Source organism: Legionella jamestowniensis (assembly GCF_001467745.1).
GTDB classification, from domain to species: Bacteria; Pseudomonadota; Gammaproteobacteria; order Legionellales; family Legionellaceae; genus Tatlockia; species Tatlockia jamestowniensis.
This window is the reverse complement of sequence record NZ_LNYG01000013.1, coordinates 953,811-971,524: the sequence shown is the minus strand read 5'-3', so window position 1 is coordinate 971,524 and position 17,714 is coordinate 953,811. Positions and strand designations below refer to the sequence as shown.

The following is a 17,714-nucleotide window of genomic DNA, read 5'->3' as shown; positions in this document are numbered from 1 at the left end:
GGAAATTGGGGGATACTATGAAGCAATTGATTTTGCATCCCACCGAAATCAGTCAATGGCATGCTCTTGTCAATGAAGCACAAGCTTTAACTCATTTGGTACTTAATGAAAATACAGAAAGTTACCTGGTGTTTTTATTGATGCGGTTTTCACAAGGTCCAAGGTTAATTGAGTCGGTTGTTGCGCTTGATTTCCTTGAATCCATGAACAATCCTAGACGACAGGTTGAGTTGTTAAAAGATGTCGGTGATAAAAGTTTGTTGTTTTGTGGACTTTTCCCCGGCATTGCTAAAAAGAGACATGTTAGTCTTGAATATTTTGCTGATATTGGCCAGGCTGCCTATCTTACGGTCGGTGAGCTCCAGGAGAACCAAACTGCTGATTTATATTTTCAGCTCAGCGAACAATTTCTCTCCCTTCAACAAATCTTACGCGCGATGCGTGGAGAATTCCTGGAGGCTGTTTCTCCAGAAACTATTTTATTATCGAAAGTTGATTCATCTCTGCAATAATGGTCTGGCAGAGGCTTTAGCTTCTGCCGCATTATCTTTAGGTAACACTAAATATTTTTCACCAATCACTTTTTTAATCCATTGATAAGCCGGATGCTTTTTGGAGACCACAAGAGATAAATGGATAGATTTTCCGCGATTTTCCATGTAGGTTGGTTGGTAATGAATTTTATCAAGCACTGTAATGCCATTGTCCTCTTTTTTTAAATAGAGGGATAATAAGCCACTCGCTCGATTTTTTAAACTGCCTTGATTAGAAATAAAATTTCCCAGGGAATAAGCCACGAATACTGTTTTACCTACTTCGGTAGTTATCCAATCAAAAGGCTGTACACAATGTGAATGTGATCCAAGAATTGCAAAGGCCCCTGCTTCGGCTAGCTCTTTCGCTAAAAGACGTTGTGCCTTATTCGCTTGTGTTTGATATTCAATGCCCCAATGAGGAGTGACAATAACCGCATCATGTGTTTGGGCAAGTTCATTGGTTAACTGCAAAACTTGTTGCTTATCGCGGTAACAATGAAGCACTTGTCGGTATTTATCGGCTATTCCATTTGTATCTTGGGTACAGGCTAGCCAGGCAATGGATATCCCATTAACACTGGTTTCAGCAAACCAGGCATCTTTACTATTTTGGCGTCGAGTCCCAGTAAATGCTATGGCATTTGCCTCTAACGTAGCAATGGTTTTATCAATCCCAATACCCCAACGATCGAGCGTGTGATTATTCGCAGTAGAAACCACATCAAAACCGGACAACTTTAGCGCATGAATCAAAGAAGGAGGGTAGTTAAACATGGGAAATGAAGTATAGGCTTCTTTAACACTGTGTGTATTATTACCGCGGGGGTCAAGCATTTCTGCCGCAGGGCCTTCTAAATTACCATAAGTGATGTCTGCTTCACGCAATTGCGGTATCACGGCAAGCCACAAGGAGCTGAATCCTTTTTCCATGCCCGCTTGTTGCAGGCGTCCATGAAGAAGTACATCACCAACGGCAATAATATGCACGTTGCCGGCAAATAATGGGGAGAATAGCCAAAAACCAAACACCAGGATTAGTCTTGACATGGGATTCTCTAAAATGAGTTTAAGATTACTTTTTATACATAAGCTATGCCAATATTATTGCCATCTTTGCTATTTACGAGGCAAATTATCATTCTCCTGGCGGCAAATAGTTGGAATTTTGCCATAGGCTATTTACGAAATAGCATCGTCACATCAATGGGGTCAAAACAATATTGCTTATTGCAAAAATCGCAGGTGACTTCGATTTGTCCCTTTTCTGCAAGTAACTGTTGGGCATCTTCTTCACCAATGATGGTTAAAACCTGTTTCATTTTTTCTTCGCTGCAGCGACACTTAAAACTGGCTTTACGACCGTCAAAAAGACGAACCTCAGTTTCATGATAAAGACGATGGAGTAGAGTTTGATTATCGAGATTTAATAATTCATGTTCACTGACCGTTTGTCCGAGCTGTACTGCATATTCCCAGAATTGCTCACGTTGCTGGGTATCTTGACCGGGCATCAATTGTAAGAGCATGCCGGCGGCCATGTCTTCATTGACCGCAAGCCAAACGCGACTGGCAATCTGTTCTGATTGCGCAAAATAAGACATTAAATTTTCACTCATCGAGGTTGATTGAATAGGAACTACACTTTGATAAGCTTGTGTGTGATTGTATTGATTAATGGTTAATACCATTTGCCCTTGTAAAAATGCTTCCGCGTAATCAATGACTTGCAATCCTTCTTCGTATTTTGCAAAAGCTCTTAAATGCAAAAGGTTGTCACATTGCACAAGGAGCAAAGGAAGGCGTTTATCTCCTTGAAACTGTAAACTCAAATCACCTTCAAATTTAATGCTGCCTGCTAACAATAAACAAGATACCAGCGCTTCACCCAGTAGATTTCTCACCATGGGGGGATAAGGCCTTTGCCCCATAATGATTTGATAGGTTTCTTGTAAATGGGCAATTTCTCCGCGAATGCTGGCATTTTCAAAAATAAAGCGTTGTAAGGAATCTGTTTCTTTCATGATGAACCTGAGGCGTTTGCAAAATACATTATTCTAGCATAAATAAGATTGCACGCCTCGATTTGGCGCGAGATAATGATCTTTTTTTGTTCGAGATTAAGAGAATGTTAAATCCTCAACAAACGGCAGCAGTGCAGTATATAGATGGCCCTTTGTTGGTATTGGCCGGTGCTGGCAGTGGTAAAACGAGGGTAATTACACAAAAAATAGCTTATTTGCTTGAAAAATGCGGCTATGCCGCAAACAGCGTTTGTGCTGTCACTTTTACCAATAAAGCAGCCAATGAAATGCGTGCCCGGGTGGCTTTGGTGTTACCTGCTACAGTACGGCGAGGTTTGAAGGTAGCCACTTTTCATACTCTGGGTTTAACGATTATCAAGCACCATGTCGCTCTGTGTGGGTTAAAAACAGGATTTTCCATTTTCGATAGCGAAGATTGTTTGCAATTGCTTAGAAGTTTTCTGCCACCTAATAAAGCCACAGAGCGGGATTATTTACTACAAATTCAACAGCAGATTTCCCGTTGGAAAAATGAATTGTTAAGTCCTGAAGAACTAATGGAACGTAGTCATGACTTTGCAGTTAATGAAGACATTTTACGAATTTATCCTGCCTATCAACAAGCACTCAAAGCTTACAATGCCGTTGATTTTGATGATTTAATTCGCTTGCCAGTGAATTTGCTAAGTAATCACGCAGACGTGCGAGAAAAATGGCAAAATAAAATACGCCATTTACTTGTTGATGAATATCAGGATTCTAATACTTGCCAATACTCGCTTGTTAAATTACTGACAGGGATTCGGGCGCAGTTTACTGTAGTTGGTGATGATGATCAGTCCATTTATGCCTGGCGTGGTGCTAGACCTGAGAACTTGGCGCAATTACAAAAAGATTACCCGCAGCTTAAAGTCATTAAACTTGAACAAAATTACCGTTCAACCGGGCGTATTTTACATGTGGCCAATCATTTAATTGCTAATAATACCCATTTGTTCAGCAAAAAATTATGGAGTGCGCTTGGTCATGGGGAGTCATTACGTGTGGTCGTGTGTAAAGACGAGAATGATGAAGCAGAACAAGTGGTTGCTGATTTAATTAGTCATAAGCTACGTAACCGTACCCAGTATGGTGAGTATGCTATTTTATACCGTGGCAATCACCAATCGCGTGTTTTTGAAAAAATTTTGCGTCATCACAGCATTCCCTATCGTATTAGCGGTGGGCAATCCTGGTTTGCACGTAGTGAGGTAAAAGATGTCTTTGCCTATTTAAAACTGCTATGTAATGAAGCGGATGATGCTGCTTTTTTAAGGGTAGTTAACACCCCCAAACGAGGGATTGGTGAAACAAGCCTCGATACGTTAGGAAATTATGCCCAAAGTAAAGGAAAAAGCCTTTACAGTTGTGCCGATCATTTGGCATTAACCGAACGATTGGCAGACAAGCCTCGCGCTGCCTTGCTTCATTTCAAGCAATGGTTTGAGGAAATTAAACGCCAACTTGAAAGAAGAGCTGTAGTAGAGGTATTGCGTGAAATGGTTGAAGACAGCGGTTATGAAGCGTATGTTTACGAGCAATGTGATACACCTGCCAAAGCACAAAAACGTATGGATAATGTATGGGAACTAATTGAATGGGTAGGTCGCCTGCTGGTAAAAAATAATGACCAACGATTAGCAGATGTAGTTAACAAATTAATTCTGATTGATATTTTGGAACAAGCCGATGAACAAGATAGTGAAACCCTGCAATTAATGACGTTACATGCTTCCAAAGGCTTGGAATTCCCCTATGTGTATTTGGTCGGTATGGAAGAAGAACTACTACCGCATCGGGTGAGTATCGATGAAGATCAAATTGAAGAAGAGCGTCGATTGGCTTATGTGGGAATTACTCGAGCGCAAAAAGAGCTCTGTTTGACCTTGGCACGACAACGTCGGCGCGCAGGCGAGCTTCAGGAGTGTCAACCGAGCCGTTTTTTGGATGAATTGCCTCAGGATAGTTTGGAATGGTTTGGTAAAACCGGTGAAAAAAATGAAGCGAAAGCAAAAGCAATGGCCAAGTCACATTTGGCAGGCCTTAAAAGTTTATTGCAGGATTAATGCAGCTGAATAGATAAGGTGGGTTAGGATCTTGCAACGGTTCATCCCTTAACGTGGAGTTCACCAAAAGTATTTTAGGCTTCTTTTAAGACATAAAAGCATGCTCACCATACTTTCTTTTGACCTCCTAGTTTAATGTGTTAGCCGTGCAAGATTTTCTAACCACAATTATAGAATAGCAAGAATTATCGTATTCAACCGCTTTAAAAGCACTCTTTTATGTAAACAAATGGAAAAGATAGGCGTAATTTTTTTTTATCCCGTCCAGCTTAGCTATCTCTTTGAATGACCTCATTTTCTTTTCTTGACGAGAGAAACAGTCCTTATTGGCTTAAAGCATTCTATTTTTTCTGTTCTATACTTGATTCACCCTATCAACAAAAGGAGATAATGATGAACAGGGACGATAAAGAACGCATGAATCAAAACCAACAAGGTCAAGGTGGTCGCAATATGGGTCAAAATCCCGATGAAAGAAAACAAGCCCCAGGCCAAGGTGGTCAAAAACAAGGTCATCAACCTGGACAAGGTGAAAAGAAAGACCAACCAGGTCGATACCAACGATAATGTCTTACGCCACTAGAAGTTTCTTCTAGTGGTTTTTTTGAGTTTTCTTTCCCAAAAGCTAATCCACATTGACCTCTAATTCATCGGCAATACCAGCGCATATATTGCATAATCACTTCACCGTGAAGATGACGTCATCTATTCTGTTGATAGTTGTTCATGGGCAGCTCTAGAAGTTGGATTGGCTTGTTATAGACAATACAAGTTTTTGCAACATGGCTGCTTCTTGATTCTCTATGGCTTCAAAATCATTCCAAATTTGTTATCATACTCATGTTGTAATTCTGGGCTATTATGGCGATGCTTAATTAATAACACTTCCTCTTGTTCGCGAGTCCTGTTTTCTAAACGTATGACTGAGTCAAATAATCCTCTGCCCGTATGCTGTGTAGGAAGACGAGTAGGTCGTCTTTTAAACATCGACAAATCTTTAAAACCGTGATTATTTTCGTTATGCACAGAACTTTTTGGAGGAGCAACTTCAATATGCCCATTAAATTGATCATAGCTAAAAATAGAGTCTTCAGTTTCACATAGTAATAGCATTAAACGAGACCAAGTTCTTTCACTCTCAGACTTTGGAAGTTGGGCTTTTATCTGAATGAGTAATTGTTCCCTAGTGTAACTAGTCTGATTGATTAAAATAATCCGTCTTCCTCCTTGATCATGGGCATAATTGAGCACACGAATTAATTGATTCATAGAGTTTAAATCAATTTCTTTTCCAAATACGCTAGAGTTATATTCTCCGATTTCAACTGCTATTGTTTTACAAGTAGTTTTTTCAAACTTTGACGGATTTGCAGTGAGGAAAGGTTCATTATAATGAGAACGTCCGCCGAAAAATGAATATGTTCCTGGTACCCGGTGAACATGAAGCCATTGTTTTTGTACTGGACGTAAATTATCGTAAGCACTACACTGCATAGTGCCTGTCTTATCGAGTGATTGACGAATAGGAGCTAATTCCTTGCTATCGTCAAAAGCCGGAATTAGCTCAATCTGTCCTAGACTATCCGCTTTAGTTTTCCAGACAGAATCACTCACTATAGCACCAATTGATTGTCCATCGCGTTTTGAACGTAGACTTGCACCTGCTAAATCTGTTTTATGATGCCAATTTAGGTATTGAGAAGAGTTGTAATCACTAAATGGAGGATAATAGTATTTTCCATCCAATTTATAGCCATAACAATTCTTAAAGCAAATAAGTGCATTGGAGGTAATAAATAATCCTTTTCCTGGATTTTTCACATACCAAGAATATATTTTTTCAAGCAATAGATTACCGCTGAAACCGGTCAAATTATCATCATCTAGAAATACAACATCAGGGTCTGTGGCTAATAAGTTATCTATTTCAATACCGCAATTATCAAGATCAGCGATACTCTTAGCTTGATCTGCCCATCCATTGACCATTACTTCTGAAATCCAGACCACGTTTTTTCCTCGGGCTGCTAATTCTTTCGCAGCACAAACAGCCGACGCTGTTTTACCCACCCCGGCTTTTCCAGTTAATATGAGCAGTTTAGATTCGTCACCCATGATGCTTTGACAAAATTGCTTACTTATTATCATTAATTCATTCTGCTGTGGTGTCTCGTGTTTAAATCTAGAAAAATCCATGGATGTTCTGTTTTCAAATGGAATTACATTGAGTAATTCAACAGGAAGAAGAGAGGAGTCAATAGGTAGAGGCGAATAGTCAATTGAGTCAGAGTGCATGTTATTTTCAAGGCGCTGCAACCAAGTGGAAAATTTATGCAAATCAAAGGTTAATTCAAGTGCTGAGTCTTGTTTCACATGAATAAACTCTTCAGCTGTGAGCTTTTTATCGCGTAATTGTTCAGCGGCTTCAATTAATTGGCTATATGTTTGTAAGAATTTAGGATGAAATTCTTCTGGGGTTGCAGCATATAATGATAAGCGATCAGTATCGTATTGTGCTCTTTCTTCATTAAATGCTTGACGCAGTAGGCTTAACACGGCAGATTCTGTAATTCCTTGAGTATCCTTTAAATGAGGATCAAAAATATAATATTGTTTGCCAATGACGATGCAATTTTCACCACCATAATTTCCTCCAGGATGTTTTAAAGGATATAAAGGGGTATTCGTTAAGTGTTTCACAGTTACAGAGGAAGTTTTAGCTACTTCTTCTTTTGATAAAAATGAATAGAGTGGGTTTCCAGAATAGGGTTTGTTGCTGTCTTCAATACTGTTGTAGACGCCTTGGGTTATAAAAAATGGGGCACGGCCAAAACATTGATTAAATCGCTCATTGCCTAGCATGTATCGAAGACCAAACCATAAACTTAATTGAGTAAACATACCACAATCAATGACTGTTGGTCCTTTAACTAATTCATCTAATGCTTGAGCTGGTTGCTGCCCCTTATAAATCAGGGTGATAAATCCATCCTGCAACGTGGAAGCCCATCTTGGAGGTACCAGTGTGGTTATCTGTGAAGCTTTAATGGGCTCATAGTTAGCATGCTCAGTATTCCATAATTTGGCTAAATCATTATTGTAATGCAGACCTGAATAAATAGTTCCGTATAATATTTTTCTACCCTGACTTGATTCTTTATCAAGCGGATTACTATTAGCCAACTGAATAAACTTCTTCACCCCTGCCGCAAAAGTTTCAGAATCAATTGATTTTGGCCTAGCAAAATTTGATAAAAACTCTTCCAGTTGTGTTGAAGGTTGTTCTATTTGTAACTGACGGAAATATTTGATTGCTGGGTGAATTTTTTGGGTTTCCAAAGAAGTATTTAATTGATCAGGAGAAAATAAATTTAACGGAGTATGATGTTTTGAACTGGATTTATCGAAATTTTGTTTCATAACGGAACGACATTTTAATTTAAAATCTAAAAATTATATCATAACCCAGGCTATATGAAGAATATTCGTTCAATATGTCAATTATTGTCGCTTTTTGGGAAATTTGGCTTTTGATGAATTGATATATGGAAGGGGTCATTTCGAATATATCCGATAGCATGAATTTAACTTGCATTTCCAAGTCTGATTAAAAGCTTGTTCTAAGTTAATCTCTAAAACTCTTGAAGAGGATATTGAGTTATACCCGTCGGAATTAGAGTTGGAATGCGTTTTCAGAGATGTGTATAAGATTCAGTTGCAAGCAACCCGGCTACTTGCTGAAGTGGATGCTTATGAAAATCACAGTGATTGAAAGTTAGAAAATTGCATATGGAATTGTAGTGATTAAATTCTAAATTTAAGGTGCATTCATATCCTTTAATTCAGTAGAGGTTTCGTGAGGTTGTTCTTTATGCTGGAACGTATTTTTTCCTGGCTCACAGACATAGCAGCTGAACAGATGGCCTTTGGTATTTAACGCGGACTCTAAAGCTTTAGGAGTGGAATTGACGTCAATGTCTAATTGATACTAACTAAAGCGTTCGTGATTAATCAGCGATGCGGCCTGTACAATGGATTCAATAACAAATCTAGAACAAAAATTATCTTGAGAATGAGCTTTAGTTTCATGGGCAGGATTATTTGTTACTTTTCTCCCTGAAGAAATTACTGTTTTTAAGCCTTCTTTCAGGGAATAATTTTTAATACGCTGGGCATTCTCACTTGAGGCTATTTGGGCAAGGGAGCGGGCAAAATTGGGTTCATGGGGTCGATAGACTAAGAAATCAGGTTGTTGTTGCTTGTCACGTTTAAACATAATGTCCAGTTCTTCACTTAGATAACCATTCGCTACCGGTGAGACATGAGCAATTATAATTTTACCCTGCAGGCTGTGATTAATGCATATGGCGGCATGTACTTACTGTATCATTTTGACCCAATGTTGCTGCCTGATTGAAAAGTTCACCAAAACGAATCAAATTTTGAGAAATTGTCGGGGATTTATAAGCCTTAAAAAGAAGTATATCTCCTTTTTTTAAATCGTTGTTATACATGGATGACTTATATAAGTTATCATTTTTTTCATTATAGATGGTCAAAATTAAGGCATTATTAAAAAAATTTGAATTGGCGTTAAATCTGGGCTGTTTAATTTTTTAGATACCGCGCATCAAGCGCGGTAAGTATAGATGTTGTGAGAATCATTCTAATTAAGCGGCTGGAGCACTAATTGTGTCGGGCAATTCTTCAACAAATTCCTGTGTTGTAGTTTTAGCTTCTGCTTTACCAAAGAAGCGTTGCTGGCTATAAATCGATTTGCGCTTCTCACTTTCCAAACGTTCTTCAACAGGGAGATCCTTGCGTAAATCATTTTGTAGGTGATTCAGTTCTTCAATTTTTTGCTGGGCAATGCTTTTTTTCCATACTACTTTTTCCAAATGCTTTTCTTTAAAGCGATCAATACGGTAAATTGCATAATGGGCCTGCCAATTCTTAGAAGGCTGTGCTATTCCTTTTAAATTAATGTGGCTAATTTCCTGTTGTCCCATCTGTTTTTCCCAGGCTTCTTTAAAACTCAGTACACTGCGTGAGGTATCCACATTTCTTTGACTTGCCCAAGAATCCCAAACCGCAGCAAGCGCATATAGGGGGGTAAATAATGTTTTAAGAAGACGAGTAGGGATGTCCACACTGTGATCATGACCATGGCCTGCACCCAAACGTTCTTTTAAAAGGGCCTTGGTATGTGCTGAAGGCTTGTTTACATCCTGCTTGTGAGAAGTATGCATTTCGATGTCATGGGTTTCATGGTGATGCCCATGAGAGTGTTCGCCATGGCCGTGATCGAAGAAATAATGGGCATCTTCAAAACCTTCACTGATTATCCCAAGTAAAGCTGAAAGAATCTCAGGCACACCTGGAACCCTGTCAGCGGTGACCCCAATACTAATTAAATGCCCTAAAAAGAACAGGATTCGCAATGGGGTAATTGTAAGCTTTAGTAAAAGGCGTGCCGGGTTAATAATTTGCAACCAATTTTCCTGGGAACGAAGACGTTGCCAGCCGTCAACGATAGCCTTGCCGAAGCGCTTTAAAACACCGTGTTTAGTTTTGGTGGCTTGATCAATTAACTCCAAAGATTCACTGGTATTTTGTAGATTAAAAACCAGGGAAGACATTCCGGTAATCAGTGGATTAATGACTCCCATTACAAAACTGGGTAATTTTCCCATCCAACTAAATAGGGGGCGTGTATTTTTGGCTACCGTCCACCATGTGCCCGCCGTGCAAATGGTAAGGGCAATTGCCAGACCTACCAATACAACGGCGGTTGTGGCGATAAAAACAGAGCGAACGGTCAGGCCGTTGGATAAATCGTTACGGATTTTGTTATACCATTTGCGAATAGTATCATTATTAATCATGTCCGTGACTGCATTGAAGGTAAGGAAACCATAGGCAGCACCTGCAATCACAGCCATGGGAACAATAAAAAAGGGTAGCACGGTAAAAGGAATAGCTGCTAAAAGGGGGATAGCAGCAAATGCTTCAACCAATAAATAAGTGGTTCCTAGGCCCATAAAAAACCCGGCAAGGGCACTAAAGACCTTCACATAATTATAAGTGCCACGACGCTCTTTTAATTTGTCTTGCCATTCTGCCTGGTTATGCTCACGCAACCATTTTTTCAATTGAGACTCATAATTGTTTACGTGGGTGTCATGGTTTAAGTCCTCGTTAGCAGTTTGGCTAAACAGTTGTTTTGCAAACCACTTTTCCATATTGCGCAATGTTTTTTCGATGCGTTTTTTATCCGCAAGACTCTTATCATCCAAGCGTTTATGAGAAAATTTATGTAATAAATTTAATTGCTTTTCATAATCTTTAAAAAATTCAGGGCAATCACTAGCGTTGGTATTGGGAAAGTATTTGAGTAAATAGTCGTTGGCTAAGTGATGTTTAAGATATTCGCGTTTAAAAAATAACTTATTTAATGCCCCTTTGATGTTCTGTAGATAAATTTCCCCCTCATATGCAACAGAAAGTACAAAAGCACCGAGTGCAAGAGGAACGAGCGGCGATAAAACAAACATACCTCCGAAGCTCAAAAAACCAAGGATTAAACTTGCGCCTATGGTCAGTAATATAAGAAGAAGGTAATAGGGAATTTTTTTTGTTTTCATTGTTCACCAAGTAGACAAATCAAAAGAAATGAAACTTTATAACAAATGAAAATGATTATCAATAACCTTGCGTGCAAAAAAATTGCATTTAACGTGAATGGAGATTGCTATTAAAAATTAAAAGCATCGGTTAAAAATAGGGGTGACATAATTTTGCATCATCATGTACCATGAAAGCGATTTTATAAACGTTAACAAGGAGTGATGATGCGTTTTACTCAATGGATGGTAGGTCTGTCCACCAGTTTTATATTGGCAACGAATTCATTTGCGGTTGGCACTCTTCCCAGGGTGGAACAATTGCAAGTACCCCAATGTCTGGCTACAAAATTGCCTTCTTACGATGTGTTGGCTGAAAACAAAGACTTTAAAATTATTGAAGTTCCAGTTGCTGAGGTGACAAAAATTGCTTTGGTAGCAGATAAAGTGGGTTGCGGGCGTTTTATTAATGTGAGTAATCGTTTGGCGGCTAAGCCATTCTCCAAAGTGCAAACAGCAAGGGCACTGTTGGCAAAATCTAAAATTAGTGCTGCAGTTAAGTCTCAAGCTATTTATGAAATTAATCATTCCAAGGAAGTAACCGCTGCTTTGGCCGAGGTTGATTCGAACCACATTCTCAAAACCTTGACGCATTTAACCTCCTACTATAATCGCTCTGCTACGACAAAACGTGGTAAAGAGGTTGCACAATGGCTGAAACAGCAGTTTGAAACGATGGCTACCCAGTATAATCGTCATGACACAATGACTTATTTTGTTGACACCGGCTGGTATAAACAACCCTCTTTAGTCACTGTCATTGGAAAACATTTAAAAGAACCGGCGGTAGTTATCGGGGCCCATATGGATACTCTGGATGGTCGTATGCCCGGTGCGGGGGATGATGGTAGTGGTTCTTCCAGTGTGATGGAGATAGCGCGTGTTCTTTTAGCCTCAAAATTGGAATTAAAACGGCCTGTTTATATTATTTGGTATGCAGCTGAAGAGCGTGGTCTTGTCGGTTCACGTTATGTCGTAGAAGATTTTCAGGAAAAAGCCATTCCTGTTAAGGCGGCTATTCAGTTCGATATGACAGGTTTTCGCAATGACCCCTCTGATCAAACCATGTGGGTATTTCGTGACTATACTGATAAGCCACTTAGTGATTTTATAGTTAACCTGATTCAAACTTACGTCCAAGTGCCTGTAAGTTTCTCTAAATGTGGTTATGGTTGCAGTGATCATGCCTCCTGGACAGAAGCAGGGGTGCCCGCGGCATTTCCTTGCGAAACAAGTTTTGAAGATCATAACCCCTACATTCACTCCATACATGATACGATGGATTTACTCTATCCGGAGCATATGACTAATTTTGCCAAGCTAGGTGTGGCCTTTGCTATTGAATTAGCTAGCGAATAATAGAGTCTAGTGGCAATTATTTGCACCAAACATTGCCACAAAAGGATTAGACGTGTCCCCTAGGATACCGTATAGAACACAGTATGCCGAGGATGGGGACAAAAATTTACAATACGGTTGATTGTTTAGATTCACACTATTTACGAGGCAGTCTTAGAGATGATTATCCTCTAATGTTTGTAAGCGCTTGCATTATCTTCATTTGTAGTTTGCGTTGTTTTTTGTGAGCTGTCTGATGAATTTAAATAAAGCTCAGCGTGAGAGTGTTGTGAGTGATGGGCCAAGGTATCAGGCATAGCGCTTAGAGTATTATCATTTTTTGCTCCATGTGATTTCTCCTCCTGCAATTTTTCAATCTTTTTGGCAATTCCAGCAATTTTCTGGTCTATTTCGCCCAGTTCAGTTGAGCGGTTATTATCCACTAGATTTCTTACGCTAGCCATTTCCGATTTCGCGTTTACGAAATCCTCTCTTGCCGCTTCCCTGTTGGTTGATGATAAAGTTTTTCCTTTATCAAGCAAGTAAAACTGTTCACCTTCCTTAATGAGCTGCTTATCGGAAGGAACAATAAAGGCAGCTTCTTTGAAAGAGCTAACCAATTCACCGTTTTGATTATACATTTGCTTTTCGCCTTTGGTGACAGCAAGCATATCTTTTAATGTACCGATTTGCAGATTTTTAGCATTCAGCTGTTCAAGCTTGGTTCGTGCACCTGCATAGTCTCCCTCATCAACCAGGGTTGAAACTGTCTCAGCCTCAGCTTTAAGCTCTGCACTTGCTCTTTCGATTTCTTTTTCCAATGCTTTTTGGGTTCCTGCAATATCTGAGGAATCTAAGGTTGTAATGAAAGAATCCACTTCTCTAAGATTATTGTCATAATTCTCGTATTTTGCTTTGGCTTGTAAAAGCTCATTCTCAGCGTCCTCAAGTTCAGTCTCTAAAGAAGCAAGATCCTCCTCATAACTTGTGATGGTGGGTTTCTCCTTATCTTTTACTTCCTCTCTTTTAGATTGTTGCGATAGTTTTACAGGTTGCTCATGCAACATAACTTCTTGTCGCTCCTCTTCCTCCTCTTCTATGGCGGATAAGATTGCTGCGGCATTGGTTTCGTATTCCGCAAAAAGTTCGAGCATTATTTCTTTTTCCTGTTCTTTTTTTTCATAAGCTTCAACAATATGTGCTACGACTTCCTTACCTTCGCGGGAATTAAAAAATCGTGTAGTAATGCTATCGGTTTGTAAACCGACCAGGCGCATGATGTGTTCAAACTCGGTGGTTGGAAATTTACTCATAAAAATGACTATAAGCATCTTACATTTTTTTAAGTATAGTTCGCTTTTAGATGGAAATTGTTAAGGGGGTTAACCCTATTTTTTGCCATAACCACCGCCACCTGGCGTTTCAATAACAAAAATATCCCCCTCCTGCATTTCTACCTGAGCACAGCCGTCAAGCTCTTCTACCTTGCCGTTGGCGCGTTGAATCCAATTATGACCTGTTTTGCCAGGTAAACCACCCTGTAATCCATAGGGAGGAATTTTTCGATGGCTGGAAATAATATTAGCAGTCATGGACTCTAAAAATCGTATGCGACGGATAATCCCATCCCCGCCGTGGTATTTCCCCGTACCGCCACTGCCAAGACGAATTGAAAACTCTTCAAGGATGACCGGGAAACGCCATTCCAAAACTTCAGGGTCAGTAAGATAAGTATTTGTCATATGCGTATGGACAGCAGATGCCCCATTGAAATGCGGACCTGCACCTGCACCACCACAGAGGGTTTCATAATATTGATAAGTGGCATTGCCAAACGTGAAGTTATTACAGGTGCCTTGGGAGGCAGCGACAGCGTTTAAAGCCCCCAGCAACGTGTCAACGACGTATTGCGAAGTTTCTACATTCCCTGCGACCACAGCAGCAGGGTAGCTTGGGTTTAATAAACTCTGTGGTGGAATAATCAAATCGACAGGAGTGAAGCAACCGCTATTGAGGGGAATATTCTCAGCAATTAAACAACGTAGCACATATAAAATAGCGGCATGACAAATTGCGGTAGGCGCATTAAAATTACCCGGATGTTGGGCGGAGGTACCGGTAAAATCGATGCAGGCTTTCACTGTATTTTTTATTTTTTTAATATGGATATGAACTTCAATTGGACTTCCATCGTCCATTGAATAACGAAAGTAACCGCTTTTAAGCTTGTAGAGAAGCTGCTTCACAGCCAAGCTGGCATTGATGCGAACATGCTTCATATAAGCTTGGACTACATCCAATCCAAACTGTTGGATTAATTCGTTTAACCCTTGGATACCATGGGCATTTGCTGCAATTTGAGCTTTTAAATCTTCAATATTTTGTCTTGGATTACGCGCAGGATAAAGACTTTCAGTTAATTTTTGTAAAAGGGCTTCTTCAAGAAAATGTCCTCTATCAACAATTTTAAAGTTATTAATTAAAATTCCTTCCTCTTCTATCGTTTTACTGGCTGCAGGAATAGAGCCAGGGGTAATACCGCCAATGTCAGCATGATGACCTCGTGAACCTAAAAAAAACAGCAACTTAGTTTTATCTTGAGTAAAAAGAGGGGTAATAACAGTAATGTCTGGTAAATGAGTCCCGCCGTGGTAAGGATCATTTAGGACGAAAACATCGCCAGGATGTATGGAAGAGCGGTTCTGATGAAGAATACTTTTGACACTTGCACTCATGGAACCAAGATGTACGGGAATATGGGGGGCATTGGCTACTAGTTCGCCTTCACCATCAAAAATGGCACAAGAAAAATCCAGGCGTTCTTTAATATTTACGGAGTTGGCCGTTTTTTGTAGAACTTCGCCCATCTGTTCGGCAATATTCATAAAGCGGTTATTGAATACTTCAAGCATTACTGGATTGACACGTTTGGAGTAGATTTTGAGGCGGGGCAATGGTTGAAGACGCGTTAATAATAAATGTTGCTTGGGCGTCACAAGTGCTTGCCAGCCTGCTTCAATGACTGTGGTTGCGTTCATTTCGCTGATAATGGCTATACCCTCAATGCAATCTCCCGGTTTTAAATCGTGTCGTTGATAAACAGGAACTTGGTTTACTTTATTTTTGCTAAATAAAGTGGCAGTTTGTTTAACAGGAATATCTTTTTGTTGACGTAAAGACAGCGGCTCTTCTTTTTCATTTAAATCAAGCTGCTCAGCGATAGTTTCTACCAGTATTCCCTCAATGATGAGGTTCTTTTTTAAATCTGCAAACCCAAATTGTGCACGATGCTGCTTAATAAAAGCGGTTTTTATTTGCTTTAATGAACCATAGTCAACGGCGAGCATGGTATCTGAACCTTCGTAACGCAAATGAATTTGCCGGCGGTGATTGACCTTTTGTAGGAGTCCTTGTGCTTTTAATGATTCATAATTAGCCTGTTCTAAATCACAGTAATTGGCTTTCAAGGCAGATAATGAGATGGCGGTTAAGGGTTCTTCAACAGGGGACTCGCGTAACGTTCTTATTTCCGCCAAGCCTATACCATAAGCGGATAATACGCCGGCTAAAGGATGTATCAAAATAGTTTTTATATTTAAATTATCAGCAACCAAACAGGCATGCTGGCCGGCAGCTCCGCCAAAACAATTTAAAAGGTACTCGCCAATGTCATAACCACGCTGAACAGAAATTTTTTTGATAGCATTGGCCATGTTTTCCACGGCAACGCGTAAATACCCTTCTGCTACTTGTTCAATCGTTTGTTGTCCGCCCGTTGCCTGATTGATTTTGAGGGTTAATTGCTGAAATTTTTTCCGCACACGGTGAATATCAATAGGCTGATCACCAGTTTTGCCAAACACTTTTGGAAAAAATCCAGCTTGAATTTTACCCAATATGACATTGCAATCAGTGATTGTTAAAGGGCCGTCTTTGCCATAACAGCAAGGCCCTGGATCGGCGCCGGCGGAGTCCGGTCCTACTATGAGGCGCAGGCCATCGAAATGTAAAAGGGAACCACCTCCTGCAGCAATCGTGTGGATGAGCATCATAGGCGTTTGTAATCGAATACCGGCAAATTCACACGCATAGTGGCGCTCATATTCGCCTGCAAAATGAGAAACATCAGTGGAGGTTCCACCCATATCAAAGCCAATCACTTTATTAAATCCGGCCTGTTGACTGGTTTTAACCATTCCCACAACACCGCCGGCGGGACCCGAGAAAATACTTTCTTTCCCTTTGAATCCTTTGACATCAATCAATCCACCATTAGACTGCATAAAAAATAAAGGAATTCCTTTCAGCTGCTTTTGTAAGCTATTGATATAGCGGTGCAAAACGGGTGAAAGATAGGCATCCACTACCGTAGTATCCCCGCGACCAACTAGTTTCATGACAGGGGCGACCTGATGGCTTATCGATATTTGTTTAAATCCAATTTTTTTTGCAAGGTGTGCAAGTCGCTTTTCATGATGGTGATAACGATAGCCATGCATTAATACAAGGGCTATCGCACGATAACCCTGGTTATAGGCTTGCTGCATGCATTTTTTTGCATGCAAGCTATCCAGGGGGTGCAAAATATTTCCTTGTGCATCGATACGCTCTTTTATTTCGATGACTTGCTCATACAATAAAGAAGGTAGAACAATGTTTAATGCAAAGAGGTCTGGCCGTTTTTGATAGCCTATACGCAAGGCATCGCCAAATCCCTTGGTTATTGCCAATACAACGGGTTCACCCTTGCGCTCCAATAAAGCATTGGTGGATAATGTGGTCCCCATTTTTACAAAGGCAATGTCTTTGGCAGAAATTGATGTGGTATTTTGCAGGCCAAGAAGATCCAAAATGCCTTGGATAACTGCATCTTGATAAGACTCAGGATTATCGGAAAGCAGTTTGCGAGTGAGAATTTGACCTTGGGGATTGCGCGCTACTACATCAGTAAAAGTACCCCCGCGGTCTATCCAGAACTCCCACTTCGGTTGTGACATGTTTGTGCCTCCATGCTGCCGTGGCAATTAAGCT

The 17,714-nt window shown here is 40.1% G+C and carries 11 protein-coding genes; 4 read left to right on the top strand and 7 right to left on the bottom strand.

The window, feature by feature from the left end; translation table 11 throughout:
* The first annotated feature begins 17 nt into the window (after positions 1-17).
* Positions 18-512, top strand: a complete 495-nt coding sequence (locus Ljam_RS08605; RefSeq protein WP_058449632.1) for a hypothetical protein — start codon at positions 18-20, stop codon at positions 510-512.
* On the opposite strand, the gene Ljam_RS08600 is transcribed toward Ljam_RS08605, so the two are convergent.
* Positions 498-1,583: a CapA family protein gene (locus tag Ljam_RS08600; RefSeq protein ID WP_058449631.1), complete on the bottom strand. Its 1,086-nt coding sequence runs from the start codon at positions 1,581-1,583 to the stop codon at positions 498-500. The genes Ljam_RS08605 and Ljam_RS08600 overlap by 15 nt on opposite strands.
* A 128-nt stretch (positions 1,584-1,711) precedes the next feature.
* Entirely contained in the window at positions 1,712-2,557 is an 846-nt protein-coding gene (gene hslO / locus Ljam_RS08595; protein ID WP_058449630.1) for an Hsp33 family molecular chaperone HslO, read from the bottom strand.
* A 104-nt stretch (positions 2,558-2,661) separates the two neighbouring features.
* Here hslO and rep point away from each other — a divergent pair, with 104 nt between their 5' ends.
* Both rep and Ljam_RS15205 read left to right on the top strand, forming a co-directional pair.
* On the top strand, positions 2,662-4,662 hold the full coding sequence (gene rep / locus Ljam_RS08590) for a DNA helicase Rep (RefSeq protein WP_058449629.1): 2,001 nt from the start codon (positions 2,662-2,664) through the stop codon (positions 4,660-4,662).
* Between the two features lie 390 nt (positions 4,663-5,052).
* Entirely contained in the window at positions 5,053-5,229 is a 177-nt protein-coding gene (locus tag Ljam_RS15205; protein ID WP_156411921.1) for a hypothetical protein, read from the top strand.
* Positions 5,230-5,463: 234 nt separating this feature from the next.
* Here the strand turns inward: Ljam_RS15205 and Ljam_RS08585 are convergent, their stop codons facing one another.
* From Ljam_RS08585 to Ljam_RS08575, 3 genes are all read right to left on the bottom strand, one after another.
* The gene (locus Ljam_RS08585) at positions 5,464-8,082 is read right to left on the bottom strand and encodes a P-loop NTPase family protein (RefSeq protein ID WP_058449628.1); all 2,619 of its coding nucleotides are present in this window, start codon (positions 8,080-8,082) and stop codon (positions 5,464-5,466) included.
* A 568-nt stretch (positions 8,083-8,650) separates the two neighbouring features.
* On the bottom strand, positions 8,651-8,938 hold the full coding sequence (locus tag Ljam_RS08580) for a hypothetical protein (protein WP_058449627.1): 288 nt from the start codon (positions 8,936-8,938) through the stop codon (positions 8,651-8,653).
* A 394-nt stretch (positions 8,939-9,332) separates the two neighbouring features.
* Positions 9,333-11,306, bottom strand: a complete 1,974-nt coding sequence (locus Ljam_RS08575) for a hypothetical protein (RefSeq protein WP_058449626.1) — start codon at positions 11,304-11,306, stop codon at positions 9,333-9,335.
* Between the two features lie 207 nt (positions 11,307-11,513).
* On the opposite strand from Ljam_RS08575, the gene lapA reads away from it, so the two are divergent.
* Positions 11,514-12,704: an aminopeptidase LapA gene (lapA, locus tag Ljam_RS08570; RefSeq protein ID WP_058449625.1), complete on the top strand. Its 1,191-nt coding sequence runs from the start codon at positions 11,514-11,516 to the stop codon at positions 12,702-12,704.
* Between the two features lie 170 nt (positions 12,705-12,874).
* On the opposite strand, the gene Ljam_RS08565 is transcribed toward lapA, so the two are convergent.
* Entirely contained in the window at positions 12,875-13,996 is a 1,122-nt protein-coding gene (locus Ljam_RS08565) for a hypothetical protein (protein ID WP_131762396.1), read from the bottom strand.
* 75 nt (positions 13,997-14,071) lie between these two features.
* Positions 14,072-17,680, bottom strand: a complete 3,609-nt coding sequence (locus Ljam_RS08560) for a hydantoinase B/oxoprolinase family protein (protein ID WP_058449623.1) — start codon at positions 17,678-17,680, stop codon at positions 14,072-14,074.
* Between the last annotated feature and the right edge of the window lie 34 nt (positions 17,681-17,714).

What these genes read in the sequence shown, in the direction of transcription:
- Ljam_RS08575 (WP_058449626.1), bottom strand. Translation starts at nt 11,306, where the DNA reads ATGAAAACAAAAAAAATTCCCTATTACCTTCTTCTTATATTACTGACC.
- Ljam_RS08580 (WP_058449627.1), bottom strand. Translation starts at nt 8,938, where the DNA reads ATGTTTAAACGTGACAAGCAACAACAACCTGATTTCTTAGTCTATCGA.
- Ljam_RS08600 (WP_058449631.1), bottom strand. Translation starts at nt 1,583, where the DNA reads ATGTCAAGACTAATCCTGGTGTTTGGTTTTTGGCTATTCTCCCCATTA.
- hslO (WP_058449630.1), bottom strand. Translation starts at nt 2,557, where the DNA reads ATGAAAGAAACAGATTCCTTACAACGCTTTATTTTTGAAAATGCCAGC.
- Ljam_RS08565 (WP_131762396.1), bottom strand. Translation starts at nt 13,996, where the DNA reads ATGAGTAAATTTCCAACCACCGAGTTTGAACACATCATGCGCCTGGTC.
- Ljam_RS08605 (WP_058449632.1), top strand. Translation starts at nt 18, where the DNA reads ATGAAGCAATTGATTTTGCATCCCACCGAAATCAGTCAATGGCATGCT.
- Ljam_RS08585 (WP_058449628.1), bottom strand. Translation starts at nt 8,082, where the DNA reads ATGAAACAAAATTTCGATAAATCCAGTTCAAAACATCATACTCCGTTA.
- Ljam_RS08560 (WP_058449623.1), bottom strand. Translation starts at nt 17,680, where the DNA reads ATGTCACAACCGAAGTGGGAGTTCTGGATAGACCGCGGGGGTACTTTT.
- rep (WP_058449629.1), top strand. Translation starts at nt 2,662, where the DNA reads ATGTTAAATCCTCAACAAACGGCAGCAGTGCAGTATATAGATGGCCCT.
- Ljam_RS15205 (WP_156411921.1), top strand. Translation starts at nt 5,053, where the DNA reads ATGATGAACAGGGACGATAAAGAACGCATGAATCAAAACCAACAAGGT.
- lapA (WP_058449625.1), top strand. Translation starts at nt 11,514, where the DNA reads ATGCGTTTTACTCAATGGATGGTAGGTCTGTCCACCAGTTTTATATTG.